Source organism: Rhizobium sp. LEGMi-198b, assembly GCF_054114205.1.
Genome location: NZ_JBSYVH010000002.1, coordinates 827,227 through 854,167 on the forward strand (window position 1 = coordinate 827,227; position 26,941 = coordinate 854,167).

Annotated in this window: 31 protein-coding genes; 14 read left to right on the forward strand and 17 right to left on the reverse strand. The window is 59.4% G+C overall.

Going from position 1 to position 26,941, the window contains the following annotated elements; translation table 11 throughout:
* Positions 1-8: 8 nt before the first annotated feature.
* Complete coding sequence (locus ACXHXG_RS10675) at positions 9-1,259, reverse strand: sarcosine oxidase subunit beta family protein (RefSeq protein ID WP_457899246.1); 1,251 nt, start codon at positions 1,257-1,259, stop codon at positions 9-11.
* Positions 1,260-1,585: 326 nt separating this feature from the next.
* On the opposite strand from ACXHXG_RS10675, the gene cysQ reads away from it, so the two are divergent.
* Positions 1,586-2,380, forward strand: coding sequence for a 3'(2'),5'-bisphosphate nucleotidase CysQ (gene cysQ / locus ACXHXG_RS10680; RefSeq protein WP_283047021.1), 795 nt, complete (start codon positions 1,586-1,588; stop codon positions 2,378-2,380).
* A 229-nt stretch (positions 2,381-2,609) separates the two neighbouring features.
* Positions 2,610-2,885 carry a CtrA inhibitor SciP gene (gene sciP / locus ACXHXG_RS10685; RefSeq protein ID WP_004107124.1) on the forward strand — a complete coding sequence of 92 codons (276 nt, stop codon included), beginning with the start codon at positions 2,610-2,612 and terminating at the stop codon, positions 2,883-2,885.
* A 34-nt stretch (positions 2,886-2,919) separates the two neighbouring features.
* Here sciP and ACXHXG_RS10690 read toward each other — a convergent pair whose 3' ends face one another.
* Positions 2,920-3,381, reverse strand: a complete 462-nt coding sequence (locus ACXHXG_RS10690; protein ID WP_457899247.1) for a paraquat-inducible protein A — start codon at positions 3,379-3,381, stop codon at positions 2,920-2,922.
* Positions 3,382-3,584: 203 nt separating this feature from the next.
* Here ACXHXG_RS10690 and ACXHXG_RS10695 point away from each other — a divergent pair, with 203 nt between their 5' ends.
* The 3 genes from ACXHXG_RS10695 to ACXHXG_RS10705 all read left to right on the forward strand — a co-directional run bounded on the left by ACXHXG_RS10695 (position 3,585) and on the right by ACXHXG_RS10705 (position 4,486).
* On the forward strand, positions 3,585-3,866 hold the full coding sequence (locus ACXHXG_RS10695; RefSeq protein ID WP_283047032.1) for a GNAT family N-acetyltransferase: 282 nt from the start codon (positions 3,585-3,587) through the stop codon (positions 3,864-3,866).
* Positions 3,867-3,936: 70 nt separating this feature from the next.
* Entirely contained in the window at positions 3,937-4,203 is a 267-nt protein-coding gene (locus ACXHXG_RS10700; RefSeq protein ID WP_283047033.1) for a ribbon-helix-helix domain-containing protein, read from the forward strand.
* Entirely contained in the window at positions 4,196-4,486 is a 291-nt protein-coding gene (locus tag ACXHXG_RS10705) for a type II toxin-antitoxin system RelE/ParE family toxin (protein ID WP_283047034.1), read from the forward strand. The genes ACXHXG_RS10700 and ACXHXG_RS10705 overlap by 8 nt, the downstream gene beginning before the upstream one ends.
* A gap of 169 nt (positions 4,487-4,655) precedes the next feature.
* On the opposite strand, the gene ACXHXG_RS10710 is transcribed toward ACXHXG_RS10705, so the two are convergent.
* On the reverse strand, positions 4,656-5,012 hold the full coding sequence (locus tag ACXHXG_RS10710) for a flagellar export protein FliJ (protein WP_104824014.1): 357 nt from the start codon (positions 5,010-5,012) through the stop codon (positions 4,656-4,658).
* Between the two features lie 441 nt (positions 5,013-5,453).
* On the opposite strand from ACXHXG_RS10710, the gene ctrA reads away from it, so the two are divergent.
* A complete protein-coding gene (ctrA, locus tag ACXHXG_RS10715; protein ID WP_069611718.1) occupies positions 5,454-6,155 on the forward strand; it encodes a response regulator transcription factor CtrA in 702 nt (233 codons plus the stop codon).
* Between the two features lie 137 nt (positions 6,156-6,292).
* Here ctrA and ACXHXG_RS10720 read toward each other — a convergent pair whose 3' ends face one another.
* Both ACXHXG_RS10720 and chpT read right to left on the reverse strand, forming a co-directional pair.
* Positions 6,293-6,655, reverse strand: coding sequence for a response regulator (locus tag ACXHXG_RS10720; protein WP_283047039.1), 363 nt, complete (start codon positions 6,653-6,655; stop codon positions 6,293-6,295).
* A gap of 208 nt (positions 6,656-6,863) precedes the next feature.
* Complete coding sequence (chpT, locus tag ACXHXG_RS10725; RefSeq protein ID WP_457899248.1) at positions 6,864-7,511, reverse strand: histidine phosphotransferase ChpT; 648 nt, start codon at positions 7,509-7,511, stop codon at positions 6,864-6,866.
* A gap of 307 nt (positions 7,512-7,818) precedes the next feature.
* On the opposite strand from chpT, the gene ACXHXG_RS10730 reads away from it, so the two are divergent.
* Both ACXHXG_RS10730 and ACXHXG_RS10735 read left to right on the forward strand, forming a co-directional pair.
* Positions 7,819-8,430, forward strand: a complete 612-nt coding sequence (locus ACXHXG_RS10730; RefSeq protein ID WP_245463885.1) for a DUF1134 domain-containing protein — start codon at positions 7,819-7,821, stop codon at positions 8,428-8,430.
* A gap of 192 nt (positions 8,431-8,622) precedes the next feature.
* Positions 8,623-9,816: a hypothetical protein gene (locus ACXHXG_RS10735; RefSeq protein ID WP_457899249.1), complete on the forward strand. Its 1,194-nt coding sequence runs from the start codon at positions 8,623-8,625 to the stop codon at positions 9,814-9,816.
* A gap of 24 nt (positions 9,817-9,840) precedes the next feature.
* Here the strand turns inward: ACXHXG_RS10735 and ACXHXG_RS10740 are convergent, their stop codons facing one another.
* Together ACXHXG_RS10740 and ACXHXG_RS10745 are read right to left on the reverse strand one after the other, a co-directional pair.
* Positions 9,841-10,671, reverse strand: a complete 831-nt coding sequence (locus ACXHXG_RS10740; RefSeq protein ID WP_457899250.1) for a TrmH family RNA methyltransferase — start codon at positions 10,669-10,671, stop codon at positions 9,841-9,843.
* 10 nt (positions 10,672-10,681) lie between these two features.
* Positions 10,682-11,059, reverse strand: coding sequence for a hypothetical protein (locus tag ACXHXG_RS10745; RefSeq protein ID WP_104824020.1), 378 nt, complete (start codon positions 11,057-11,059; stop codon positions 10,682-10,684).
* A gap of 48 nt (positions 11,060-11,107) precedes the next feature.
* On the opposite strand from ACXHXG_RS10745, the gene ACXHXG_RS10750 reads away from it, so the two are divergent.
* Entirely contained in the window at positions 11,108-12,133 is a 1,026-nt protein-coding gene (locus tag ACXHXG_RS10750; RefSeq protein ID WP_457899251.1) for an RluA family pseudouridine synthase, read from the forward strand.
* Between the two features lie 76 nt (positions 12,134-12,209).
* Here the strand turns inward: ACXHXG_RS10750 and ACXHXG_RS10755 are convergent, their stop codons facing one another.
* The 5 genes from ACXHXG_RS10755 to ACXHXG_RS10775 all read right to left on the reverse strand — a co-directional run bounded on the left by ACXHXG_RS10755 (position 12,210) and on the right by ACXHXG_RS10775 (position 14,840).
* Positions 12,210-12,671 carry a MarR family winged helix-turn-helix transcriptional regulator gene (locus ACXHXG_RS10755; protein WP_104824022.1) on the reverse strand — a complete coding sequence of 154 codons (462 nt, stop codon included), beginning with the start codon at positions 12,669-12,671 and terminating at the stop codon, positions 12,210-12,212.
* A 96-nt stretch (positions 12,672-12,767) separates the two neighbouring features.
* Positions 12,768-13,301, reverse strand: a complete 534-nt coding sequence (locus ACXHXG_RS10760) for an SDR family NAD(P)-dependent oxidoreductase (RefSeq protein WP_457899252.1) — start codon at positions 13,299-13,301, stop codon at positions 12,768-12,770.
* Positions 13,261-13,482, reverse strand: a complete 222-nt coding sequence (locus tag ACXHXG_RS10765; protein ID WP_457899253.1) for an SDR family NAD(P)-dependent oxidoreductase — start codon at positions 13,480-13,482, stop codon at positions 13,261-13,263. The genes ACXHXG_RS10760 and ACXHXG_RS10765 overlap by 41 nt, the downstream gene beginning before the upstream one ends.
* Before the next feature lie 71 nt (positions 13,483-13,553).
* Positions 13,554-13,928 carry a hypothetical protein gene (locus ACXHXG_RS10770; RefSeq protein WP_457899254.1) on the reverse strand — a complete coding sequence of 125 codons (375 nt, stop codon included), beginning with the start codon at positions 13,926-13,928 and terminating at the stop codon, positions 13,554-13,556.
* Positions 13,929-13,958: 30 nt separating this feature from the next.
* The gene (locus ACXHXG_RS10775; protein WP_457899255.1) at positions 13,959-14,840 is read right to left on the reverse strand and encodes an NmrA family NAD(P)-binding protein; all 882 of its coding nucleotides are present in this window, start codon (positions 14,838-14,840) and stop codon (positions 13,959-13,961) included.
* A 493-nt stretch (positions 14,841-15,333) separates the two neighbouring features.
* On the opposite strand from ACXHXG_RS10775, the gene rpoH reads away from it, so the two are divergent.
* Positions 15,334-16,242, forward strand: coding sequence for an RNA polymerase sigma factor RpoH (rpoH, locus tag ACXHXG_RS10780; RefSeq protein WP_283047051.1), 909 nt, complete (start codon positions 15,334-15,336; stop codon positions 16,240-16,242).
* A gap of 90 nt (positions 16,243-16,332) precedes the next feature.
* Here rpoH and ACXHXG_RS10785 read toward each other — a convergent pair whose 3' ends face one another.
* The 4 genes from ACXHXG_RS10785 to ACXHXG_RS10800 all read right to left on the reverse strand — a co-directional run bounded on the left by ACXHXG_RS10785 (position 16,333) and on the right by ACXHXG_RS10800 (position 22,597).
* The gene (locus ACXHXG_RS10785; protein WP_457899256.1) at positions 16,333-18,741 is read right to left on the reverse strand and encodes a hypothetical protein; all 2,409 of its coding nucleotides are present in this window, start codon (positions 18,739-18,741) and stop codon (positions 16,333-16,335) included.
* Positions 18,742-18,802: 61 nt separating this feature from the next.
* A complete protein-coding gene (locus tag ACXHXG_RS10790) occupies positions 18,803-20,098 on the reverse strand; it encodes an adenylosuccinate synthase (protein WP_104824028.1) in 1,296 nt (431 codons plus the stop codon).
* A 230-nt stretch (positions 20,099-20,328) separates the two neighbouring features.
* Positions 20,329-21,183: a GNAT family N-acetyltransferase gene (locus ACXHXG_RS10795; protein WP_457899257.1), complete on the reverse strand. Its 855-nt coding sequence runs from the start codon at positions 21,181-21,183 to the stop codon at positions 20,329-20,331.
* Positions 21,184-21,298: 115 nt separating this feature from the next.
* Positions 21,299-22,597, reverse strand: coding sequence for an amidohydrolase family protein (locus ACXHXG_RS10800; RefSeq protein WP_457899258.1), 1,299 nt, complete (start codon positions 22,595-22,597; stop codon positions 21,299-21,301).
* A 244-nt stretch (positions 22,598-22,841) separates the two neighbouring features.
* Between ACXHXG_RS10800 and ACXHXG_RS10805 the strand changes: the two genes are divergently transcribed.
* Both ACXHXG_RS10805 and ACXHXG_RS10810 read left to right on the forward strand, forming a co-directional pair.
* Positions 22,842-24,164 carry a UDP-glucose dehydrogenase family protein gene (locus tag ACXHXG_RS10805; RefSeq protein ID WP_457899259.1) on the forward strand — a complete coding sequence of 441 codons (1,323 nt, stop codon included), beginning with the start codon at positions 22,842-22,844 and terminating at the stop codon, positions 24,162-24,164.
* A gap of 71 nt (positions 24,165-24,235) precedes the next feature.
* Positions 24,236-25,240: an NAD-dependent epimerase gene (locus ACXHXG_RS10810; protein ID WP_283047059.1), complete on the forward strand. Its 1,005-nt coding sequence runs from the start codon at positions 24,236-24,238 to the stop codon at positions 25,238-25,240.
* A gap of 48 nt (positions 25,241-25,288) precedes the next feature.
* Here ACXHXG_RS10810 and ACXHXG_RS10815 read toward each other — a convergent pair whose 3' ends face one another.
* The gene (locus ACXHXG_RS10815) at positions 25,289-25,789 is read right to left on the reverse strand and encodes an Lrp/AsnC family transcriptional regulator (protein WP_457899260.1); all 501 of its coding nucleotides are present in this window, start codon (positions 25,787-25,789) and stop codon (positions 25,289-25,291) included.
* Here ACXHXG_RS10815 and ACXHXG_RS10820 point away from each other — a divergent pair.
* Positions 25,788-26,633, forward strand: a complete 846-nt coding sequence (locus ACXHXG_RS10820; RefSeq protein WP_457899261.1) for an AzlC family ABC transporter permease — start codon at positions 25,788-25,790, stop codon at positions 26,631-26,633. The two genes, ACXHXG_RS10815 and ACXHXG_RS10820, sit on opposite strands and share 2 nt — an antisense overlap.
* Positions 26,626-26,925: an AzlD family protein gene (locus tag ACXHXG_RS10825; protein ID WP_457899262.1), complete on the forward strand. Its 300-nt coding sequence runs from the start codon at positions 26,626-26,628 to the stop codon at positions 26,923-26,925. Before ACXHXG_RS10820 ends, ACXHXG_RS10825 begins: the two co-directional genes overlap by 8 nt.
* Positions 26,926-26,941: the final 16 nt, after the last annotated feature.

The following is a 26,941-nucleotide window of genomic DNA, read 5'->3' on the forward strand; positions in this document are numbered from 1 at the left end:
TCGTGCCCTCAATGCAGATTCGGCTGCGGACCCTTGCCGCCTTCGTCGATCGCAAAACCGCGCTCGAAGCGATCGAGGCGCAGGAGGCGGCTGACCTCATGGCTTTCGCCCTTGGCGATCAGGTGCGCGAAGCAGAAGCCGGAGGCCGGCGTCGCTTTGAAGCCGCCATAGTTCCAGCCGCAGTTCAGATAGAGATTGTCGATCGGCGTGCGGTCGATGATCGGTGAGCCGTCCATGCTCATATCCATCACCCCACCCCAGCTCCGCAGCACACGGACACGCGACAGGCCTGGGATCAGCGACACCCCCTCCTCCATCGTATGTTCGACGGTGGCGAGATTGCCGCGCTGGGCATAGGAGCTGTAATAATCGAGATCGGCTCCGAAGACCAAACCGCCCTTGTCCGACTGCGATATATAGAAATGGCCGGCGCCGTAGGTGATGACGTGATCGATCACCGGCTTCAGCCCCTCCGTGACGAACGCCTGCAGCACATGGGTTTCGATCGGCAGTTCCAGATCCGCCATGCGCCCAAGGATCGAGGTATGGCCGGCCGCCGCCAGCGCCAGCTTGTTGCAGCCGATGAAGCCGCGCGTCGTTTCGACACCGGTCACGGCACCACCTTCGCGGCGGATGCCGATCACCTCGCATTGCTGGATGAGATCGACACCACGACTGTCGGCACCACGCGCATAACCCCAGGCGACGGCATCGTGCCGCGCCGTACCGCCGCGCGCCTGCAGCAGCCCGCCAAGGATCGGAAAGCGCGCATGGTCGAAATTGAGATAAGGCATCATCTTGCGGACCTGATCGCGGTTCAGCAGTTCCGCATCGACCCCGTGCATGCGCATGGCATTTCCGCGCCGGGCATAGGCGTCGCGTTGCCCATCGGAGTGGAAGAGATTGATGATGCCGCGTTGGGATACCATGGCATTGTAATTGAAATCCTGCTCCAGCCCTTCCCAAAGCCGCATCGAGAATTCGTAGAACGGCTCGTTGCCGGGCAGGAGATAATTGGAGCGGATGATCGTGGTGTTGCGGCCCACATTGCCGGAACCGAGATAGTTCTTTTCCAGCACCGCGATATTGGTGATGCCGAACTCCTTGGCGAGATAGTAGGCCGTCGCCAGCCCATGCCCGCCACCGCCGACGATGATGACGTCATAATGCGGTTTCGGCTCCGGAGTTCGCCAGACAGGCTTCCAATGACGGTTTCCTGAAAGCGCCTGCTTCAGAACCTGATATGCCGAATAACGCATGTATGAATCCCGGTCTCTACGCGGCCACACATTCGCATAAGCAATAAAAACGACAAGTCCGGAAAGGGCGGAAAACCTTCGCAAACAGAACATGTTCTTTCCCGAATGCGCAGCAAAGCGAGGCACTGTATCTCAAAGAACACGGGGGTAGCGGAGATGTTGCTGACAACGGCGCATGGATGCGAAGTTCCGTTGCGGAATAACGATCCAAGCGCTAGGCGGTGAAAACGTGATTGGCGCGGGGTCTAAACTTTACGGTGAAGGCTTCTTAATTATTGTATCTCTAAGCTCGAACCACGGACAAGCTGCGGAAAGACGGCAGGCGAATGCTCGCGACATTTGAAAAAGCGGCCCTTGAGGCGGGTAAGGCCATATTGGAGGTCTACCGTGCCGGTTATGCCGTCGCTTTGAAGCAGGATATGAGTCCCGTCACGATTGCCGATGAACGCGCCGAGCACATTATTCTCGAACATCTGACGCGCGACTTTCCGGACATTCCCGCAATTGCCGAGGAATCGGTCGCTGCCGGCAATATTCCCGACGTCCGCGGCCGCCCCTTCTTCCTGGTCGATCCGCTGGACGGCACGCGCGAATTCATCGAGCATCGCGACGAGTTCACCGTCAATATCGCCTATATTCAGAACGGCGTCCCGGTCACCGGTATCGTCTTTGCGCCGGCGCTCGGCATAGCCTTCACCGGCGAGGCCGGCAAGGCGCGCAAGCTCGCCATCACCGACCAGTTCACCGTTGCCGACCGTTCCGCAATCGCGGTGCGCGCACGCCCCGAGCATTTGCTGGCGCTTGCCAGCCGCTGCAACAGCAGCCCGAAGACGGATAGTTTCCTGGCAGAAAATGCCGTCACCGCCTGCACGTCGATCGGCTCTTCACTGAAATTCTGCCTCCTCGCCGAAGGCAAGGCCGACGTCTATCCGCGCTTCACGCGCACGATGGAATGGGACACCGCGGCCGGTGATGCAGTATTGCGCGCCGCAGGCGGCTCAACCCTTACGCTCGATGGCCGCCCGCTTTCTTACGGCAAGACCGATCAGAGCGATGACAGCGATTTCGCCAACCCCAATTTCATCTGCTGGGGCGGCGGGAAAAGCCTCGCCCACGCCTAACATCATATCAAAAGCGTAAGTTTTCACTGACGAAAACTCATACAACAACCGGCTTTTCCGCTGCGATAACAGCGGATTGCCGGATTTTCTGCGTCGCCATCATCGCGCAAATCAGCTCGCTCCGGCTTTCCCTAAAATTATTATCAAAGTGTTACCAAGCGCTTAGGCAATTTTTAAATGTGGCAAGTTAGAGTGGCTCCCGTGGTCTTGAGTATGTGTAGAGAGTCCAATGACCGAAATGATACGTCCCCGAGTGAAGTATGTCATCGGCCCCGATGGCAGCCCGCTTACGATTGCCGACCTGCCGCCGCCGAACACGCGCCGCTGGGTTATCCGTCGTAAGGCCGAGGTTGTCGCCGCGGTCCGTGGTGGTTTGCTGAGCTTGGAAGAAGCTTGCGAGCGTTATACGCTCACTGTGGAAGAATTCCTCTCCTGGCAGTCGTCCATCAATACCCATGGCCTCGCCGGCCTCCGGACGACCCGCATACAGCAGTATCGTCACTGACGGCTGCCATACAGACGCGACATTCGTTTGATCTTCAGTTCGGGCCTTTTTCCTTCCTCAACAGGATATGAAGAAGGCCCGAAATCATGGTAGAACCCGCATAGAACCAGAGGCCCGGCTGCGTAAATGCAGTCGCAAGCCCGCTGGTTTTGGCGGCGGCGATGACGATCGCCACCAGCAGCACGTCCGCCATCGACCAGCGCGCCAGTTGCGGCACCATATGCTCAAAGAAAAACCCGCGTTTGCTTTTTCTTCGCGTCCCCATCGCTTCAATTGCCAGGCTCACGGTCTTCAAGATTGGCAGCGCCACCGAGACGAGCGCCACGATAGTGGCGAGAAGATAGTTTTCCGCTCCCCAAAGAGAAGCGATGATGCCGAGCAGGGACGGCGTGTCGCTGAAGAAATAAAGCTTTTCGAAACGAACCAGCGGCAATACGAGGCCAAAGGCCAGCAGGAACGGGACAGTGACCAGAAGCACGGCTTGCAGATTGCGCATCGGTGCCGGAAACCTCCCAAATGGCTGCATCACCCTTATCACAGCCGCATAGCGCAGAAGATCGGAAATCCAAACCGTTTTTCGATCGGTGGACGCTGTCCGCGAGCGCTGCTTGCCACCGGCGACAGGTTTGTTAGCATCGATCTGAGACAAGAGACGTTAACCGACGTCGATCCAAAAATATTGGAAATCCGAGGACAATCATGGACATCCGCAACGAAGACAACGCATCGGGTGGACGCTACGCTGCAACGATCGAAGGCCATGAGGCCGAGATGACCTTTTCCCGCGCCTCTCCCAAGCTGATCATCATCGACCATACCGCCGTCCCGGATGCACTTCGCGGCAAGGGCGTCGGCCAGGCGCTCGCCCTTCATGCCGTCGACGAGGCCCGCAATGGCGGCTGGAAGATCATTCCACTTTGCCCATTTTTCAAAGCGCAAGCCCAGCGTCATGAGGAATGGCGCGATGTGGTGAATATGTAGGCAGCGGATAAGAAAATTTGTGAATTTTGCTTATCTCGGCTAACATGGGCTCCGTAAAAGGAGACCCGAGATGGCGACCATGACCGTATCCCTTCCCGATCAGATGAAGGATTGGATCGAGGCCCAAATTCGCAAGGGCGAATATGCAAGTACCAGTGATTATGTTCGCGATCTGGTTCGCAAGGACCGCGCACGTCGCGGTGAGGAATATACGATCGGAGAATTGCGAGAAATTTTTGCAGACGCCAAAGCCAGTGGCATCAGTACCCAGACGATAGAGGAAATCCGCGCCGAAGCGTTACAGATTGCTCGCGCTCGGGGTTTGATACGTGACTAAATACGAGCTGTCCGCCCGCGCGAATAGAGAAATTAAAGAACTATATTTGGATGGCATCGAGAAATTTGGCTTGCGGCAGGCTGATCGATATCTGGACGAATTGATCCATTGCTTTGAGTTATTGGCCGACAATCCTTTTATGGGTCGCAAGGCGGAAAAAATTGCGCCAAGTGCACGGCGCCATGAACATAAGAGTCATATTATTCTCTATGAACGCACGGACGATGGCGTGATCATTCAAGCTATCGTTCCGAGTCGCAGCATTATTCGGCTTGAATTGTAGCGCCAATCGACCAACGCCCCACACTGCTGACAAAACACCAAAATCCGTGCATGGCCGGCCACCCACCATGGCCAGTCATGCACGGCTTTCGAGCCGTTTCCGCCGCTTCTCGCATAATCCCGAACATCGGTCCGATGCGAAGATCAAGAAATGGCGACGGAATAGTTAATTAGGCGCGTGCCCTCACCGGCCCCGAACCGTCGCGCTCTTCCAGCGCTGCGGCCTTGGCATATTCGGCCTGCATTTCTTCCAGCGATGTTTCCAGCGCCTCTTCCTGCACCTGCAATTCCCGGATCGACACCTGCAGATTGTCCGCGCGCTGCCGTGCGGCTTTGGCAAAGGTCGGGTAGGCAAAGTGGTTCGGATCGGAAATGCCGGACTTTTTCTCTTCCAGCACGATCTGGCTCTCCAGATCCTTTGTCATACGGTCGAATTCCGCCATCATCATCTGCAGTTGCTGCAGTTGACGGCGTTTTTCGTTCACCTGAAACTCCTTCAGGCGCGTTAGGCTCTCACGTGACTTCATACGCATTACTCCCGTGATGCGAGACCCCGGCTCTCGATATTTTGACCCGCCGCACCGCTTTGAAACGGCTTGGTTAAAAAAATTTCCAGCGATCTTAATAAAAACCTACCGCTGGTAACCTTTCGTTTACGGGCATCGTTAATGATAGGGACGATCATTTAAGGGTCAGTAAATGTCGCGCTCAGAATTCGAGATGTTGACATTGGCGAGTCGAATGAATCACTTGGCATGTCTTCTTAATGCAACACTTTAGGAAAGATATTTGCTGATTGTCATTGGAAAACAGTGCAATGGAAAAATTATTTAATAAATTCGATACGTCTTGCCAGAGTGAATCAGAATTTGTTAACCATTCCGTGGCAGCTTCCAAATCAGGCAGTGATTTGATCGGTATCGCGTAAGGGGGCTGACGACCTTTCGGCGGCGGTAAAGGGGATAATTATGCGGGTTCTACTTATTGAAGACGACAGCGCGACAGCGCAGAGCATCGAACTGATGCTCAAATCCGAAAGTTTCAACGTTTACACCACCGATCTCGGTGAAGAAGGCGTCGATCTCGGCAAGCTCTACGACTACGACATCATTCTTCTCGATCTTAACCTTCCTGACATGTCCGGCTACGAAGTGCTTCGCACGCTGCGACTGTCCAAGGTCAAGACACCGATCCTTATCCTCTCCGGCATGGCCGGCATTGAAGACAAGGTTCGCGGTCTCGGCTTCGGTGCCGACGACTACATGACCAAGCCTTTCCACAAGGACGAGCTGGTCGCCCGCATCCACGCCATCGTCCGCCGTTCCAAGGGCCACGCCCAGTCGGTGATCATGACTGGCGAACTGATCGTCAATCTCGACGCCAAGACCGTCGAAGTCGGCGGCCAGCGCGTGCATCTGACCGGCAAGGAATACCAGATGCTGGAGCTGCTTTCGCTCCGCAAGGGCACCACGCTGACCAAGGAAATGTTCCTCAACCACCTCTATGGCGGCATGGACGAGCCGGAACTGAAGATCATCGACGTCTTCATCTGCAAGCTGCGCAAAAAGCTCGCCAACGCCGCCGGCGGCGCCAACTATATCGAAACCGTCTGGGGCCGTGGCTATGTGCTGCGCGAGCCCGACAGCAGCGATTTCGCCGAAAGCGCCTAAGACGCCCTCCCCGATCACCGCCGATACATAAAATCCCGCCTCTTCAGGCGGGATTTTTTGTGTTGCATTTTCAAACATCAAAAACAAAGGCCGCCCAAACAGGCGGCCCAGACGCATTCAACAGTCGGCGGATGTGATCAGGCTGCGATGGCTCGATTACCGAAAACCGCCGTCAGTATCTTGCGATCGAAGGGCTTCAGCAGGAAATCGGTGGCGCCGGCGCGTTTGCCGGCCATTAGCTTGCGCAAATCCGCCTCGACGACGCAGTAATAGATCTTGACCTCTTTGCCGTTCGGCATGCCGCGGATACTGGCGATGAGATCGAGAGCGCCTTCCATGCCGGCATCGACGATCAGGTAGTCCGGGAGTTCAGCCTGGCACCGCGTCAGCGCTTCACGGGCATCGGCGGCTTCACTGACGAGAAAATCGAGTTCGGAGAGAATCCGCTTGCCGACCTTACGCACGACATCCGACGCGTCCGTAATCATGAATCGCTGCATCACCAACTCCTTCGCGCCCGGTCGCCATCTGTCTGGCGCCATCATCAAATTGGGACGATAGGCGCACGAGGCTAAGGAATCGTTACCGTTGTGTTCATAATTGCGCCGACAACCAAAAGAATGCGCAGGAACTGCGATACACCTAAAGATAATCCCGCCGCCGGACGTCCGGTGGCGGGATTATCGGTATAAATCGTGCGACCGGCGTTTATTCGCTGCGCATGGAAGCGCTGAAAGTAAGCTCCTCCGGCGTGGCGTTGTAGGAGAGTTCCATGCCGCTCTCGTCCGCCAGAAGCACGGTGTAGTAGGGCTGGATGGAATGGGCATCGACCGCTTCTTCCAATGCACCCGAGCAAATCTCCGCGAATTTCGGCGACACGCGCATCATCCGGCCCTTGGCAGTAATCGTGAACTTGGCGTCGAGATCTGGATTTTCCAGCGTCACCTCGATATTGCCGCCGCGCGGAATCGAGCCGTAAGCGACCAGGAAGAGATTGAGCAGCAGCTTCACGCGGTTCTTGGCAACAATGGCGCGCGGGCCGATCCAACTGACCTCTGTCTTCTTTTCGGCAGCGGCGAAATCCTTGGCGGCACGCTCGGCTTCGCCCGTATCGATCGAGGCGCCGACCGAGCCGGACGCACCGAAGGCGAGGCGTGCGAATTTGAGGCGAACAGACGCGTTGAGAGCGCTGGTGCGGATCAACTCCATCGCATCGGCATCGGCACCGCCCTCATCGAGCAGCTCCAGGCCGTTATTGATCGCACCGACCGGAGAGATCACATCATGGCAAACGCGGCTGCATAGCAGCGCGGCCAGATCCGGTCCGGTCAAGGTGAGGTTCGGATTCTTCGACATTCATTGTCTCCTGAATGCTGACAAGGCGGAACGCAGTATGATTCTACGTTGCCACGGCAAGATTGCCCGAGGATTGCCGCAGGCGGGCGTACCGCACGCCATAAAGACACCATATTTGGTAAACCAATTGTTAAGATGATCGCCGCAAAATGCATTCATCACCACCAGACCCTTTCGCGTGCGATTCGCGATGCCGAACATGGGCGGAACGGTCTGGACTGAGGAGCGAGGTGTACTTGGCGCGTTCGTGCGAATGCGCGGCGCATCCGTTCCCGATTGCACCGACCATGATGAACGGATGAATGTCATGCGCTATCAACTCCTGAAGAGAATGCCCAGCCTCGGCTCGAGAACGGTCGGCCTCGGCTTGATCTTAGCCATCGTTGCGTTCGTAAGCTTCGCGCTGCCGGTTCGTCAGGCGGCGGCTGCGGCCAACAACCAATATTCGATGCAGGAAATCGTCGACGCCGGCCATTCCTTCTTCGGCTCGACCAGCGGCGGCCTCGCAAAGGTAGTCGAGCGGGCCTTTCAGCAATACGGCCTGCCGAACGGCTATATCCTCGGCCAGGAAGGCTCCGGCGCCTTCATCGCCGGGCTGACCTATGGCGAAGGCCAGCTCAACACCAAGAACGCCGGCGAGCACCCGCTCTATTGGCAGGGCCCGTCGCTTGGCCTCGACTACGGCGGCCAGGGCACCCGCGTCATGATGCTGGTCTATGACCTGCCGAACATTAACAGCGTCTACACCCGCTTTGGCGGCGTCAGCGGGCAGGCCTTCGTTGTCGCCGGCGTCGGAATGACCGTGCTGAAGAACAACGACATCGTGCTGGTGCCGATCCGCACCGGCCTCGGCGCTCGTCTCGGCGTCAACCTCGGCTACCTCAAGGTCACGCCGAACCCGACCTGGAATCCCTTCTGATCTTTTGGCGATATTCCCCCATATTTCGCCGCCTGGCCCGCGCAGTTCGCGGGCCTTTTCTTGTCGCGAACTCCCGATACGCCGGTAAACCATATCCGATTTAAATGCTTGCCCGCGCGCCGGCCTCATGCTTAATCATTTGCTTAATCACTTTATTGAGATTGAAAACACCTCTTAGATGCTGGCTGCGCCGTGATTGAATTCGCTCTACTGTTTGGATTGGGCTTTCTGACCGCCGCCTTTCTGGTCTTCCTTATCGCGCCCGCAGTGCACCGCCGCATCGTCTGGTTCACGGAAAAGCGGCTGAAAGCGACCATGCCGCTGAGCCCGCAAGAAGTACGCGCGCAGAAGGACATGGCGCGCGCCCTTTTCGCGGCCGAAAACGCCAGGACCGAGCAGGCGCTGACGCAGGAGCGCGATAAGAGCGTCGCCCTGCAGATTCACAACGGCAAGCTCCAGCAGGAGGCCGGCCGCTTCGCCTCTGAAAATAGCGAATTGCGAACCCGAATCGACGATCTCGAAGTCGAAGCCGGTGAACTGCGCTCTCGCCTGCGCCGCGAGGAAAGCTATATCAGCCAGCTCAAATCCGGTATTCATGCGGCTGAACAAGTCGGCGCGGAGAAGGATGCCGATATCGACGGCTTGCGCAAGCGGATGACGAAAATGGCCGCCGACGCGGACAATCTGAAGATCGATCTGGCAACCCGCGAGACCGAGATCGAGAGCCTGAAGTTTCGCATCAAAACGCTGCGGGACGAGCGCGACACGCTGCGCCAGGATCTGAATCTTGCAAGCCTCCGCGCTAAGGATGCAGAATTGCGCCTGGGTCAGGAAAGCGACAAAGCCCAGCACCTCGAGGAGCGGCTGGATCGCGAGATCGCGGGCAATGCCGACAAGGAAACCGCTATCGAACGCCACGTTCAGGACGTGGCCCGCTTGAAGGAAAAACTGGAAACGGCCCATGCCGAGGCGGAGGAAGCCGGCCGCGCGCTGCAGGCCGCGGGTCTTGCCCCTCAAGCCAAGCCGATGAACGGCTCGAAGCCCTCGACCAAACCGAGGATCGTGGATATTGCCGATCATGATACCAACGCAGCAGAACCGGAGCGCAACGTGGAAGACGATATCGCTCAAATGACGGAGGAAGTGCGCAACCGTGCTGCGGCCCTTTCCGACCGCCTGCTCAAATCGCGCTCGCCCTCGCATGATCAGGCCATGCGGGAAGAGATCGCCAACATCGCCGCCAACATGGTGGCAATGACCGCCCTCAAAGAGGGCGAAAAATCGCCGATCTTCGATCTCCTGCCGAAGGAGACGAGCGCCGCCGAGCAAAGCGCGCGTATCAGCCTTGCCGACCGCGCCGCGGCCCTGCTGCCCAAGCAGCAATAAGTGCTCTCTACAAAGACGGAAATTTCAGACGCGTTTAGTCAACGACGCCATGGCGAAGAGTGCGATGCCGCTCGCCGTTGCCACGTTCAGGCTGTCGAGGCTCGGCGCCTGCGGTATCCGCAGGCTGCCAAAGGTCGACAGAATCTTCTGCGGCAACCCTGCCCCTTCGGTGCCGACCACCAGCGCCATCCTATCGGCCGGCGGAACGGCGCGGATATCGGTGTTGCCGCGCGGAGAAAGGCTCCAGATGGCAAAGCCGCGCTCCGCCAGCGCGGTCAGCAGATCCACATCGCTCAATTGACGGCAATAGGGCACCTTCAGCGCCGAGCCCACCGAGACGCGCAGCGCCTTGCGATACAACGGATCGCAGCAAGTTTCGTCGAGCAGCACCGCATCGGCCCCGAAGGCGGCAGCATTGCGGAACATTGAACCGACATTATCATGATTGGAAATGCCGCAGCCCGCAAGAACGAGCGCCCGCTCCGGCAAGCGGTCTAAAAAGGCGCCGATATCCGGCTCCGCCTTGCGCCGGCCGAGCGCCAGAACGCCGCGATGCAGGTGGAAACCGACAATGCCGTCCAGCACCGAGGCCTCCGCAACATAGACCGGCACGTTAGACGGAAAGGCGGCGATGATTTCTTCCAATCCCGCGGCGCGGTTGCGCAACAGCAGCACTTTTTCACAGACAAAGGCTTCTTGAGCCGCATGCGCCTCGACAAGAAGCCGCAGCACCACCGTGCCCTCGGCAATGAAGCGGTTCTCGCGGCCCACGAGATCACGCTCGCGGATATTACGGAATTCGGCGATGCGCGGATCGTCGGGATGGGTGATCTCGATCAACCGGTCGCCCGTCATCGCGAAACCGTCAGTTGGAAAGCGATATGGTCGCGACGATGCGGCCGATACCGTAGTCGAAAACAACGGCCTGGCGCTGGCCGCTGGCGAGCGTGCCATAAAACAGCACCTGGTTTCCGGAGAGTGCCGTGGACAGCACGGTAAAGCCCTGCGGCAGCGCTGCGCTCACCGCAACGGGTGCGTCGGCGGGAATATTCGAGGCGGCTTGACCCGCTGCCTTCGGTGCAGGCCGCATCGTCTTGTAGACAACGGCGCCGAACACCGCCATAAGGCTCACCACCATGATGGCGACCGAGACGATCTGCAGGCGAACCATCTTGCGTCGGACATTTTCCAGGGCCGGATCGAGGGGCTTTTCCTCTTGATCGTCTGGCTCGAGATTCGTCATCGATGCGTCCTATTTCCTAGAGAGCGCCCAGTGCGCCGGAGAATGCGTTTGAGCGACCCCTTTAAAGAAGCCGCGGGCATTAGAAAAGTCCTAACCGCCGATGAAACAGCCGAAGGCCGCCTCGATGCATGGCTGACTGCGCAGGTCGGCGAGGAATTTTCCCGCAGCCGCATCCAGGCCTTGATCAAGGATAGCGCCGTCCTGCTCAACGGGACCCCGGTTACCGATGCCAAACGCAAGGTGCGCCCTGGCGATACCTACGAGATCACCCTGCCCGAGCCCGAAGACCCGACGCCGCTCGGCGAAGACATCCCGCTTGATGTGCTTTACGAGGATGACGACGTCATTGTCATCTCCAAGCCCGCCGGCCTCGTCGTTCACCCCGCCGCCGGCAACTGGACGGGCACGCTGGTCAACGCGCTGATCCATCATTGCGGCGAAAGCCTCTCCGGCATTGGCGGTGTGCGCCGGCCGGGCATCGTCCATCGGCTGGACAAGGACACCACCGGCGTCATGGTCGTCGCCAAGAACGATATTGCCCACCGCCACCTGTCGCTGCAATTCGCCGACCACGGCCGCACGCGGTCGCTGGAACGCGCCTATCAGGCGATCGTCTGGGGCCGCCCCCGGCAACTGATCGGCACCATCGACGCGCCGCTTGGCCGCTCCACCGGCGACCGTACCCGCCGCGCTGTCAAGCGCCCGAACAATCAGGATGCCGACGAGGCGATCACGCATTATGAAGTGATTGAACGTTTTCACGAGGCTCCGGACGCCACCGCCCTCGCCTCCTTGGTCGACTGCCACCTCGAAACCGGCCGCACCCACCAGATCCGCGTTCACATGGCCCATATCGGCCATCCCCTGCTCGGCGACGCCGTCTATGGCGGCGGCTTCAAGACCAAGGCCAACCTGCTGCCGGATGCCGCCAAGCAGGTGGTCAACCGCTTCCCCCGCCAGGCACTCCACGCCTACCTCCTGCAATTCGAACACCCTCGCACCGGCGAAGTCATGCACTTCGAAGCGCCGCTGCCGGATGATATGGAGGATCTGGTGGCAGCGTTGCGTGCTTGAGAAGCGTCTCCAAATTGCTTGAAGGGGCCAACAGCGGATTGGTGATTGGCCCCTGCCCAGCAATCAGTCCGAAGCTTTAGTCTTCGGGTGAAACCTTCGCAGAATCGCCGACGGCGATTTCTCTCAGTCCCCGGCGCAGAGTTGCGACGTTTGCGGCCCCGTTCAATTGCTCGAATTCTTGCTGGGCCCTCTCCCAGAGAGGCTCGGCCCTCTTGTGCAGGAGGCGACCCTCCTTGGTGAGTTCAACGACACGAACCCTTCCGTCCGCCGGAGACGGCTTGATGGTAACAAACCCATCTCGCTCCAGGAAGCCGACCATCTTCCCCATCGCCGTCCGCTCGATATCGAGCCGTTCGGCGAGAACGTTGACCGTGGCGCCGCCAGCCTCCCCGAGAGCCGCCAGAATCAGAAACTGCGTGATGCGCAGCCCGACTGGCTCAAGATGATCATCATAAAACCGCGTGATCTGTCGGCTCGCCTTTCTCATGGCGGAGCAGTTGCACTGATCGATTCCGAGTGGTTGGTTGGCCGACAGCATTCTATGTTCCTTTCGAATCCCATTCCTAACCAAAGCGCCGCAGGCGCGAAGCCGAAGAATCTCCGCGCTCCACAGCAACTTCCGCCACCGCCGAAGTTAGAATACCCCTTCCGGCGGAGCGATATAGCCGGGCACGTCGGCCGCAAGCGTGCTCTTCAGTAACGCAGTGCCCTGATCGGCCATGATCTCGCTCTTGCCAGCGGCGAGCGCGTCATAGGTTTGGCGCACCACGTCCTCTGGGCTCGCCTTCGGCACGTCGATGCCGTTGGTCAGATCGGTATCCACGAATCCGACATGCAAGCCAAGGACCTCGATGCCGCTATCGCGAAGATGGAAGCGAAGCTGGTTCGTATAGCTCCATGCCGCCGCCTTGGAAGCGGCATAAGGTGTCAGATAGGGCCGCGGAAGCCAGACGATGTCGGACAGCACGTTGATGATGGCGGCATGAGGCTTGGCTGAAAGGATCTGCTCGAAGGCCTGCGAGACGCGCACCACGCCATAATAGTTGGTATCGAAAAGACGTTGCGACTGCGCTTCGACATCGTCTGCCAGAGGCCCGTCGATCAGGGCGGCGATCCCGCATTGTTGATCAATAGCGTGTATCCGCTGCCAGTTCTGCGGCTGCGGCAATCGATGCCTTATCCGTGACATCGATCCTGACCGGAACGATGCCCGGCTCGTCGAAGCCGCTCGTGTTGCGCATGCCTGCGTAAACCTTCGATGCTCCGCGGCGGAGTGCCTCGCGTGCGAATGCTAGGCCCAGACCTCGATTGGCACCGGTGATGAAGACTGTGTTGTTGGCGACGTCCATAACGAATTTCCTTTCTGGGGCAGCAGCTCGGGGCAAACGATCTCTGTCGCTGGCCCGGCGGTCGGTTGGGTTCAAAGAAAAAGCTCTTCGGGCAACTGCCCGCAGAGCGCCCCGCGCAAATGGGCGCCGAGCGACAGAACAGCGCCGAGCGGACTCATCCGCACGCTGACCCGCGGTACCGAACCGTCGGAGGCGCGATCGACGACCACGACGGCGGTCAGCTTCTCCCCGTTCGTCAGAACGGCCTCATATTCAAGGAAGAGCCGGGAGCCGACGGTCTGAAGGAACGTCGGCGTCTGTGATGCATAGAAAGTTCCGACGGCGTTCACGGCGAGCCTGATTTCGTCGCGTCCGATGACGGAACCTCGCAACAGGGAGCTGGTAAGCTCCGCGTCGGCGGTCAGGTCGTCCAGAAAGGGATGACGTTCTTCTTGAGCATGTGACATTTTAAAATCCCCGATTTGTCTTCGCGGCATTCACGCGAAGGCGGCGCGATTGTTGGAGACGAACTGCTGGACCGAGAGCGCCGGCGTTCCGGTGATCGCCTCGACCAAATCGTTGGTGCCCGAGAAGATGCCGTCACGATAGTTCTGGGCGACTTCGACGAGGTGCTGCACAAGGAACGGCGGGAACTTGTAGAGATTTTCCATCCTATCCTTGAACGCCTCTATCGAGGACGGCGCATATTCGATCTTCGCGCCAAGCACGTCGCTCACCACGGCAGCCATTTCTGTGTAGTCCATCTCGACTGGACCATGGAGCGGATAGATCTTGCCTTCGTGGCCCTTCGGATTAGCCAGGACATGGGCGATCACCCGGCCCTGATCATCGGAAGCGATAGGCGCATGCCGCCCGTTCTCGAAGGGGAACGAGATCTTCTTCGTCGCCCAGATTTCCTTTGCGAAATGGGGATAAGCGAGCCAGTCCGCAAAAAACGTAGGGCGAAGATGCGTCGTCGAAACGCCTGACCAGTCGAAGACCCGCTCCGAGATCCAATGGTCCTGCGCCGCATGGCTTGCCGACTCTCGGCGCGCCGAAATCTGCGACATGTTGACGATCGCGCTAACACCCGCTTCCTTTGCAGCCTGTGCGAAATAGGTCGCAGCGCCAAGGATGCCTGGTGCGATCGGGTGAAGAAAATACGCCGACCGGATGCCTTCCATGGCCGCCCGAATGTGATCGATGTCGGTGAAATCTCCGACGGCTATATCGACACCGCGCTGCCTCAGCGCCGCTGCCCGCTCGTCGTACGAGCGCATATAGGCACGCACGCTCTTGCCCATCTTCAAGAGTTCGCCGATGGCGGCGCCTCCAGTCCGTCCCGTCGCACCGCTTACAAGTATCTCAGCTTCGCTCATGATCGTTTCTCCGTTGTCAAATGAGAGCATATGCTCTTAATTAGGTCGATATAGGAGCATATGCTCTTATATTCAAGTATTTTTATTCATATGCATGGCTCGCCCTGATGGATCGAAAGAAAAGACTGCTACCGAGCTCCACAAATGCGCGACTGGACGCCGGCCCCTTCGCCGCCTATAATTGGGGGGAACCGATCTCCGGCGTGCGTCACGCAGTTATCCAAAACGCGAAGCGTTTTGATGCTGAAGTCGCCAAATCTCACAGGACCGGAGTATTCGGGAAGATAGTCTCAGAGACAAACGTTACGGCGGGCATAGCTGTCGCGCCGGGGTAACTCTTGCGTGACTACGTTCTTGAATCACTGTTTTGCCGTACTTATCTACACATTGGTTTAGTGCGGGGTCTTCACGACCTGCACGCCTTGGTCTGCTTCGCAAAGGGCGCGCAATACGTCTCCAGAAGGGGCCAGATCTCGAATAGGAGGGTGCATTCATGACCCGTAATACCTTGCCGTCCATTACCGCCGGTGAAGCCGGCCTCAACCGCTATCTCGACGAGATTCGCAAGTTCCCGATGTTGGAGCCGCAGGAAGAGTACATGCTCGCCAAGCGCTACGCGGAACATGCCGACCGTCAGGCTGCCCATAAGCTCGTCACCAGCCATCTGCGCCTCGTGGCGAAGATTGCCATGGGCTATCGCGGTTATGGCCTGCCGATCGGCGAAGTGGTGTCGGAAGGCAATGTCGGCCTGATGCAGGCCGTCAAGAAGTTTGACCCGGAACGTGGCTTCCGCCTGGCAACCTATGCCATGTGGTGGATCAAGGCCTCGATCCAGGAATATATTCTGCGCTCGTGGTCGCTGGTGAAGATGGGCACGACCGCCAATCAGAAGCGTCTGTTCTTCAATCTGCGTCGTCTGAAGGGCCGCATCCAGGCCATCGATGACGGCGACCTGAAGCCGGAGCATGTCACCGAGATCGCCACCAAGCTGAACGTCTCCGAGGAAGAGGTCGTTTCGATGAACCGCCGCCTCTCGGGCGACGCTTCGCTGAACGCGCCGATCAAGGCTGCCGAGGGCGATTCGGGTCAGTGGCAGGACTGGCTGGTGGACGATCATGACAGCCAGGAAGACGTGCTGATCGAGCAGGACGAACTTGATACGCGCCGCCGCATGTTGGCTCGCGCCATGAGCGTCTTGAACGATCGCGAGCGCCGCATCTTCGAGGCTCGCCGCCTTGCGGAAGAGCCGGTGACGCTGGAGGACCTCTCGGCCGAGTTCGATATCAGCCGCGAACGCGTCCGCCAGATCGAAGTCCGCGCCTTCGAGAAGGTACAGGAAGCCGTGCAGAAGGATGCGCTGGAACGCGCCAAGGCTCTGCGGGTGGTCGAAGCCACCGCTTAACGCTTCCGATTTTGGACGTCATCGACTGAATTCAAACAAAAAGGCGGACCGCAAGGCCCGCCTTTTTTGATTGCAGTGATTTGAGACCGCTTATTGGCCGCTCGAAGCGACACCGCCAAGCGCCTGCCACTCGGTAATCGCCTTGTTGAAGGCGTCGGTGCCGGCCGGCCCCTTCTCCATGGTCAGCAATGCACGACGGCCATTGCGGTAGACCACGGGAATGTCCATCCAGTTGCGGGTTTTCAGGAGATCGAGATTGGTCTTACGCGCATCCGGAAAATCGTTGAGCGCGACCATGTAGACGTCGTCGGTAACCTTGGCCGGTACGGCGATCAGGGCGTCGCCGCGATCCTGTTCAGTCGACTTGAGCGCGATCCGCTGCACGTTGTCGATGGCGCCGCCTTCGAAATTCGGCGGAACCTGGAAGGCGAGCTCTACCAGATGGCTTGCCGGCAACGAGGCATCGGTATTGCGCGACACGGTGATCGTCGCCGTCAGGCCGCGCTCGGGCACGTTAATGAGGCCCTGGACGGAAGGTTCCGGACGGCCATCCTCACCCTTACCCTCCTGCAGAGACCAGGTGACGGTGCCTTCGAAAGCCGTGGGCGATGTCTGGCCGAGACGCTCCTCATAGAGGAACACCTTCTGCCCATCCGTGGCCGGCGCCGTCTGCTGTTGATTAGCTTGTGGCTGCTGCTGAGCGGCAGGCGATTGCTGGGTGGGAGCGGAGGATTGCTGATCGGCTGAAGGCTGCGTCGTGGTCGGCGCGGTCGCGGCGGGCGCCTGCGCGCCATTCGCATTGTTGGCGGGCGGCGTTGCCGCTCTTGCCGGGGCAGCGGAGGCTACATTCTGCTCGGCCACGGACTTGCCTTCAGCGACACCCGGCTGAGCGCCCGCTGCCGGACCTTGATCCTCTTCCGTGCCATTCGCCAACAGGCGCTGCGTGAACTTGCTGTTGACCGTGTTGGCGTCGTTGTCGAGCGAGGCGACATTGGTGTTGCCCGCTGCCGGCGGCTGCGTGGCGGCATTATTGTTTTGCGCCGGAGCGGTCGCGCCCGGTGTCGAAGCGGCAGGCGCATTTGTGGCTGGAGCGGCCGTATTGTTATTCTTGGCCGTCTCGGTAGTCGGAGTGGTCGCAGTCTTCGGCGCCGAGCTGATGAGGTCGGCGACCATCTTGTTGAGCGCTTCACGGTTCAGCCAGGCGGCATAGCCACCGCCGGCGACGATCGCGAGGCCAACGAGGGCCACGATAATACTGGTCACGCTGAAGCGGCGGCGCTTCGGCTCCATACGGAAGCTCTTGCCCTGCAGCTTCGCCGCCATGGCCCGGTTGAGATCCGGCGGGATGGAAGAGCCGCCGCCGCGGTCCCCCTCGGCGATTTTGTCAAAGCCGGCAAGCTCCTTGAGCTCGCGCCAGCCATCCTCGCCTGCATCGTTCTTCGGCGCTGACTTGGACGGAGAATGCACATCGGCGAAGAGATCGACATCGTCAAAGGCATTATCCGGCATTTGCTGCCGGGCGGGCTGTGCCGACTTGGCGGCTGGCGCCGGCACCGACTGCAGCTCTTCGAAAACATCCGCATCCCAGGCAAAAGCCTTGTCGCTCGCCGGCGCTTTCGTCGGGGCGGGCGGCTCCACGGGATGGCCGAAGACGGCAGGCGCAAAGGCGGCGGCGGGCATGACGGGTACCGCCACCGGCTCGGATTCGGCCCGCTTCGCAGGCGCATCCACCTCGGCCCAAATTTCCTCGACTTGGCTCATGACATCATCGGCAGGCGCCTGATGAGCAGTATGCGTCTGCGGAGCGGCATGCGCGGGCTCGGCGGCAACGGCCGGCACCTCCTCCGCATAGTGCTCCGGCGCTTCCTCATGCACCTGCTCTTGGACCGGCTCCGCATAGGCCTCGACGTGGTGAACAGCCGCGGGCGCCTGCTCCTGCGGCGCCTCGGCCCATTCCTCTACCGGCTCATGGTGCTCAGCGGACTGATGCTGAGCATGCGCGGGCTCCTCATAGACAGGCTCCTCGTAAGCAGGCTCTTGGTGAGCTGGCTCATGGTAAACTGGCTCTTCATGGGCCGGCTCTTCATAAGCCGGCTCTTCATGGGTCGGCTCTTCGTGCACCGGCTCGTGAGCGGCGGGCTCCTCGTGCGCAGCGACCTCCGGATGGGCCGGCTCCGGTTCCTCGACATGGTGTTCTTGCGCAACATGATGCTCTTCAGCAGGCTCCTGCTGCGGCTCCTCCTGCACCAAAGGCGTTTCCGCGACTGGCTCTTCAGCCAGCGGCAGCGCCTCGGCATGCTCGGCTTCCACCTCGACGATCGCAGCTTCAAGCTTGTCGAGCTGACGGCGCAGCATCTCCTCCGGCGGGCGCGGCTTCATGCTCTCAAGCTGCCGCTGAACGGCACCACGAGCCCGCTCGTAAACCTTGACCCGCATCTCGGGAGTATTATCGGCCAAGCCGTCCACGGCCCGTCGAATGACTGCTACAAAATCCGCCATCAGTACTTTCTCATGATGCCCGGCACGTGGCCGAACCGGGATTCGTCATTGATCCGCGACATTAGCCCTCAAACGGATCGGTCACAAGTATAGTGTCTTCGCGCTCCGGGCTGGTCGAAAGCAGCGCCACCGGAGCGCCGATCAGCTCCTCCACCTGCCGGACATATTTGATCGCCTGTGCCGGCAAATCGGCCCATTTGCGGGCGCCGACGGTCGATTCCTTCCAGCCTTCGAGCGTGATGTAGATCGGCTCGACGCGGGCCTGCGCCGCCTGGCTGGCCGGCAGATAGTCAATCTCCTTGCCATCCAGTTTGTAGCCGACGCAGATCTTCAGTTCGTCGAGACCGTCGAGCACGTCGAGCTTGGTCAAGGCAATGCCGGTAATGCCGGACGTCTTCACCGTCTGGCGAACCAGCACCGCATCGAACCAGCCGCAGCGGCGCGGACGGCCGGTGTTGACGCCGACCTCTCGGCCGACCGTCGACAGGTGTTTGCCGATCTCGTCATGCAGTTCACACGGGAACGGCCCTTCGCCGACGCGCGTCGTATAGGCCTTGGTGATGCCGAGCACATAGCCGAGCGCCGTCGGGCCGAGGCCGGAACCGGCTGCTGCCTGGCCCGCGACCGTGTTGGACGACGTCACGAACGGATAGGTGCCGTGGTCATTATCCAACAAAGCGCCCTGCGCACCTTCGAAAAGGATACGGGCGCCAGCCTTGCGCTGCTCGTCGAGCAATCGCCAGACCTGATCAATATAGGGAAGGATATGCTCTGCAACAGAGGTGAGTTCGTTGTGCAAAGCATCGAACGAGATTTCATCGAGGCCCATGCCGCGGCGGAGCGCATTGTGATGCGTCAGCAGCCGGTCGATCTTGCCCGGCAGCGTATCCGGTTCGGCAAGATCGATGACGCGGATCGCACGGCGGCCGACCTTGTCTTCATAGGCCGGGCCGATGCCGCGACGGGTCGTGCCGATCTTCGTGCCGCTGTTGGAAGCGGCATCTTCGCGCAGAGCGTCGAGATCGCGGTGCAGCGACAGAATCAGCGGGGCGTTCTCGGCAATACGCAGAACGTCGGGCGTAACCGCGATGCCCTGGGCGCGCAGCTTTTCGACTTCAGCGACGAAATGATGGGGATCAACGACGACGCCGTTGCCGATGACGCTGAGCTTGCCGCGCACGAGGCCCGAGGGAAGCAGCGCAAGCTTGTAGCTGACACCGTCGACAACAAGCGTATGACCGGCATTATGACCGCCCTGAAAGCGTACAATCACATCTGCGCGTTCCGAAAGCCAGTCGACAATCTTGCCCTTGCCTTCGTCACCCCATTGCGAGCCGATCACTACAACGTTCGTCATTTATCCATTCCCGCTTCCTGCGCACAGCGGTGCGCCTTGCTCAAACCCGCGCATCTATAAAACTTTGTTTTTGGGAAAGCGACCCTGTTGTCTCAGGAGATTCGGCTTTTTACGTGACGAATCAGCGCGCCTAACAGGATTTTTCCCGTCGGCGCATATCCACATGCGAAATATTGGAGCTGGGTACGCGAAGAAAATCGCTCGCCCACCCTACGCGAGAGGACATGGAACTAGCCAAGCTCAAGCGTGGTGACGGCAAAGACGCGGTCGAGTGGCATTTTGGGTGGTTCGCCGCGATACATTCGCGCCGTTTCGAACACCGGCGACAATCCGGCCGCTTCGGCAAGCCTGATCGCGTCGATGTTGTCCGTAGGCACGTCCATATATACAGGCCGGCCCTTGGCCTCCGGCAGCAACTTGGCCAGCAAGGCCGATGCCACATCGGAACTGTTTGCAAACAGCGGACCGACCTTGTACCCCTCGAAACAGCGCCGGATCGTGCCGTAGCCGCGAATCTTGCTGCCGCTGCCGACCATGACGGATTTTCGTTTTTCCGGCGCGCCGCACCAGGCCGTGAGGAAGGAGTAGCGCAGCCCTGGAAAGATGGCGGCATCATATCGCAGCAAGCCTTCGAGCTTGTCCTGCGTGACCGGAACGACGTCCACCTTCGCTTCGCCTATCTCAGGCATTTTCGGGACACCGCCATAGCGCACGGTACGATAGGCCATTTCAAAGCCGCTGCTGCGGTAGTTTTCCTGCTGCGCGACGACGCCGTCGAGACCGATGGTACGATTGCCCGCAAACGCCATGCCCTTCTTCCACAGCGCCTTGCCATAACCCTTGCCGCGAAATTCGGGGTGGACGATGTAAAGGCCGAGAAAGGCGAAGCTTTCGCCATAACGCACGACGGAAATACAGCCAACCGGCACTTCGCCGATCGCGCCCATAAAGAAGCCGGAAGGATCGGCCTCCCAAAACGCCAGGGCATCATCGACACCGGGATTCCATCCCTCCTGCCGCGCCCATTCGAGAGCGAGCTCCAATTCCCCAGCCCGCATTGTACGCACGGCAAAATTTGACTTCATGCACCAGCCCTGAACCGCCCCTTATGCATCGTCCCCGCCGGAACGACTGCACCCAATTCATCATGCTGCAACGCGATAGCAATCACAAGCGATAAGCGATGCTATGCCTAATGGGTTAAATTCTTGGTGGCATTGGCGCGTAGGCGGCCGGATCGACCGATTGCGGCCGGCCTTCGAGCGACAGTTTCGCGATCCGCGCCGGCGTCTCGCTGATCACCTTGCCGCGCCGGACAACAAAAAGCCTCGCCGCACGCAATCGCACCGCTTCGATCGGATCGCGCGCCTGCAGCACGACGAGATCGCCGTTGCAGCCAACCTCCAGCCCGTAACCGTCGAGCCCCATCACTTTGGCCGGATTGACGGTGACTACGTCGAAACAGAACCGCATCGCTTCGCGCGACGTCAATTGACCGACATGCAGCCCCATATGGGCGACATCCAGCATGTCGGCGCCGCCGAGCGAATACCATGGGTCCATGCAGCAATCCTGACCGAAGGCGATATTGATGCCGAATTCGCGCATCTCCTTGACCCGGGTCAGTCCGCGCCGCTTCGGATAGGTATCGTGCCGGCCCTGAAGCACGATGTTGATCAACGGATTGGGGATCGCGTGCACGCCCGCCTCAGCAATCAGCGGCAGGAGCTTGGAGACATAATAATTGTCCATCGAATGCATCGACGTCAGATGCGAGCCGGCCACCCTGCCCTGAAGCCCGAGCCTCACCGTCTCGGCGGCCAGCGTCTCGATGTGGCGCGACAGCGGATCGTCGGTCTCGTCGCAATGCATGTCGACCATCAAACCGCGCTTTTCGGCGATCTCGCAGAGCGCACGCACCGAATGCGCGCCCTCGTCCATCGTCCGCTCGAAATGCGGGATACCGCCAACAATATCGACACCGAGATCCAGCGCGCGTTCCAGGTTCTGCGCCGCCGTCGGCGAGCGGTAATAGCCGTCCTGCGGAAAGGCGACGAGCTGCAGATCAAGATAAGGTGCGACTTTTCTCTTCACATCCAGCAGCGCTTCGACGGCAAGCAACCGGTCGTCGCAGATATCGACGTGGGTCCGCACGGCGAGCAACCCTTGCGACACGGCAAGATCGCAATAACGCAATGCCCGCTCTGCCACCGCCTCATGCGTCAGCAGCGGCTTCAACTCCCCCCAGAGCCCGATACCTTCGAGCAGCGTCCCCGATGTATTCAGCCGCGGCAGGCCAAGCGACAGCGTCGCATCCATGTGAAAATGGCAGTCGATGAACGGCGGCGAAACCAGTTGCCCATCGGCATCGATCACGCGCTCCGCCTCCCCTTCCATGCCCGGCTGAACAGCCACGATCTTGCCGCCGGCAATGGCGATGTCCTGCCCCTCGCGGCCATCGGGAAGGCTGGCATTGCGGACGATGAGATCGAGCACCATGGGAGTTGCCTTTGGATTGGAAGGTCTATCCGGAATGTCTAGCATGACACGGTGGGCAGGCAAGCCGCTCGTCCGGTGCGCCGGCGTGGTACCGTCTTTATGACACTTCTGTCTCAACCGCCTGGATAAGCACCGCAACGTATAGGAGTCACCGACGATCCTGTGTATATAAGCGCAGATGGCCGCCAAAGACGGGCGTGCGTTCCGACGCTGAGCCCTGCGCTAGCAAAAGGATTGAAGTTTCATGCACATCACGATGATCGGTTCCGGTTATGTGGGTTTGGTGTCCGGCGTCTGCTTTGCCGATTTCGGTCATGACGTGATTTGTGTCGACAAGGACGCCGGCAAGATCGAGGCGTTGCGCAGGGGTGAAATCCCGATCTTCGAACCCGGCCTTGAACAATTGGTTGCCGACAATGTCCGCGCCGGTCGCCTCTCCTTTTCGACCGAGGTTGAAAGCAGCGTTGCCGCAAGTGACGTCGTCTTTATCGCCGTCGGCACGCCGTCGCGCCGCGGCGACGGCCACGCCGATCTCTCCTACGTCTATGCCGCCGCCCGCGAGATCGCCCAGCACGTCAAGGGCTTTACCGTCATCGTCACCAAATCGACCGTGCCCGTCGGTACCGGCGACGAAGTCGAGCGTATCGTGCGCGAGACCAATCCGGATGCCGATGTCGCAGTCGTCTCCAATCCAGAATTCCTGCGCGAAGGCGCTGCCATCGAAGACTTCAAGCGTCCCGACCGCATCGTCATCGGCCTCAACGACGAGCGCGCCCGCGGCGTCATGACCGAAGTCTATCGGCCGCTCTACCTCAACCAGGCGCCGCTGCTCTTTACCTCCCGCCGCACGTCGGAGCTGATCAAATACGCCGCCAATGCCTTCCTTGCGATGAAGATCACTTTCATCAACGAGATGGCCGATCTCTGCGAGAAGGTCGGCGCCAATGTGCAGGAAGTCTCGCGCGGCATCGGTCTCGACGGCCGCATCGGCTCGAAATTCCTCCATGCCGGCCCCGGCTATGGCGGCTCCTGCTTCCCGAAGGACACGCTGGCGCTCGCCAAAACCGCACAGGATTACGACAGCCCCGTGCGCCTGATCGAGACGACGGTTTCGATCAACGACAACCGCAAGCGCGCCATGGGCCGCAAGGTGATCGCGGCCATGGGCGGCGATATCAGGGGCAAGACCATTGCCGTCCTTGGCCTGACCTTCAAGCCGAATACCGACGACATGCGCGACAGCCCTTCGATCTCGATCATCCAGGCGCTGCAGGATGCCGGTGCCTCGGTGGCGGGCTACGATCCGGAGGGTATGGATAATGCTCGCCAGTTGATCGACAACATCACCTATGCAGACGATGCCTATAGCGCCGCACGCGGCGCCGACGCGCTCGTTATCATCACGGAATGGAACCAGTTCCGCGCACTCGATTTCGGCCGGCTCAAATCCGTTATGAATGCCCCGGTTCTCGTCGACCTCAGAAACATCTATCGCCATGACGAGGTCACAAAGCACGGCTTTGCCTATACAAGCGTCGGCAGACCCACCAGCGACGACACACTTTAGAGCGTTTACGCATTCCGAACGGAAAACCGCTACGCACTTTTCCTGGAAATGCTTTAAGCAAAGGCCGATCAATGCGTTATCTCATCACCGGCACCGCCGGCTTCATCGGATTCCATCTTGCCAAGCGCCTGCTCGACGAGGGTCATTTCGTTGTCGGCTTCGACGGCATGACGCCCTATTACGACGTCAAGCTCAAGGAGAAGCGGACCGCGATTCTCGCCCGCTCCAATGGCTTCAAGGCGGTCACGGGCATGCTGGAAGACAAGGCGGCGCTGGATCACGCGGCGGAACTGGCGGAACCTGACGTCATCGTCCATCTCGCCGCTCAGGCGGGCGTGCGTTACAGCCTGGAAAATCCGCGATCCTACGTGGATTCCAACGTCACCGGTTCGTTCAATGTGTTGGAGCTGGCGAAAAGCCTGCAGCCGAAACACCTGCTGCTTGCCTCCACCTCCTCGGTCTACGGCGCCAACGAGAAGATCCCCTTCGCGGAAAGCGACAAGGCCGACGAGCAGATGACGATCTACGCGGCGACGAAGAAGAGCATGGAGCTGATGGCGCATAGCTATGCCCACCTCTTCCGCATTCCGACGACCGCCTTCCGTTTCTTCACCGTCTACGGTCCCTGGGGCCGTCCCGATATGGCATTGTTCAAGTTCGTCGATGCCATCAGGAACGACCGGCCGATCGAGATCTACGGCGAAGGCAAGATGAGCCGCGATTTCACCTATATTGACGATCTCGTCGAAGGCATCGTCCGCCTTATCGGCGTCGTACCCTCAGAGGAAAACCGCGTCGTTTCCGAAACGGTCACCGATACGCTGTCGAAACACGCGCCCTTCCGCGTCGTCAATATCGGTGGCGGCCAGCCGGTCGGGCTGATGACCTTTGTTGAGACCATCGAAGCGATGCTCGGCAAGAAGGCGATCCGGCACATGCTGCCGATGCAGCCCGGCGACGTGCACAATACCTATGCCGTGCCGGACCTGCTGGTGGCGCTGACCGGCTTCAAGCCGCAGATCGAAGTCGAAGAAGGGGTGCGCCGCTTCGTCGAATGGTATCAGGAAAACTATTGAGCCGATGCCGCCATAGGCGGCTTCTTGCCGGAAATCGATACCGCGGCATCAGATTGGCACTTGCCACGACTGCTTGATTTTCTGCATCGGAATTTCGGTCTTGATGTTTCTGACCCCCTTGATGCGGCCAAGATGCTCCATCTGGAACCGTCTGTATCCCTCCAAATCCGATGCTACGACCCGAAGGAGGAAATCGCAGTCGCCCGCCATGAGGTGGCACTCGACCACCTGCGGAAGCTTTTCGGCCGCCTCATAGAAAGCTGTCGTTGTCTCTTCGTCCTGACTTGAAAGCCATATTCGCACAAAAACCGTAAAGCCCATATCGAGCTTTGCGGGGTCCAGGATGGCGACATATTGCTTGATGATACCGGCCTCTTCCAACAATTTGACTCGCCTTAGACATGGAGACGGAGACAGTCCCACCTTTGCAGCCAACTCGGTGTTCTGGATTTTCCCATCCTGCTGCAGGACGCGGAGTATCGCGCGATCTAGGGAATCAAGTTTCATTGGAGTTTTCCGCCGGGAAATACGCAATTCTTGGCATAACATGCCAATTTTTGACGATTTCAGCCGCAAAACGCAACCAAAATCGCAGACGACTGCGCTATTATCTCCCTCCTGTGTCGCGCAAGGTGTTGGCAATTTAAGACGAGAAGAGGTTGTGCAGGTGACGGACTGCGTTTCAGGTGATGTCAGCGTCCGGTCGCAGGCACGCTCGGAAGGATGGCGAGGCCTCAAGGATTCGATACCGGTGATGTTGGGCTTCGTGCCTTTTGCACTGGTGCTCGGGGCAAGGGCGACCGCTAAAGGGTTCAGTCTCGGGGAAGTGCCCTTGATGACGGGGCTGAACTTCGGTGGCGGATCGGAGTTCGCGGCTGTCGAGCTTTGGACGTCTCCTCCGCACGTTCTCCTCATTGTCGCCATCACGTTTCTGGTCAACAGCCGCCACCTCCTGATGGGCGCGGCGCTAGCTCCCTTTATTCTGCATCTGTCGAAGAAAAAGGCGTTCATGGCGCTGTTCTTCATGTGTGATGAAAGCTGGGCAATAGGTCTCGCCGACGCAAAGAAGTCGAATACGACCTTGAGTCTCGGTTATTTCTTCGGCGTCGCTCTCGGCCTCTATTTCAGTTGGGTCATCTTCACGACGATAGGAGCATTCGTCGGACCTGTTCTTGGCGATGTCACACGATATGGCTTTGACATGGCATTCCCCGCGGTATTTTTCGTAATGCTGGCCGGAATGTGGAAAGGCGCAAAGGCGGCACTTCCCTGGCTGGTCAGTTTGCTTGTCGCAGCAACCACATACCTGGTGTTTCCTGGGGCTTGGTATGTTCCCGCCGGGGCTGTCTCCGGTGTATTCTCTGCATTTCTGCTGGCACGGACCGATGTTTGATCCTTCATTTGTTATTGCCATCATCTGCATGGCGGCGGTCACCTATCTGACGCGTATCGGAGGATACGTCTTCTTGCGCAACCGCACGCTAAGTCCCCGTTTGCGGACTGTAATGGAGAACGCCCCGGGTTGCGTATTGATCACGGTCATCGCGCCAGGCTTCGCCACCGGACGGCCAGCCGATCTCATCACCCTCGCGCTCACGATGTTGGCGGCGACCCGACTACCGGTGCTTCCCACGGTGCTGATCGCAATCGCTTCGGCTGGTGTTCTGCGCCACATTCTGGCTTGAATCCCTACTCTCCAGG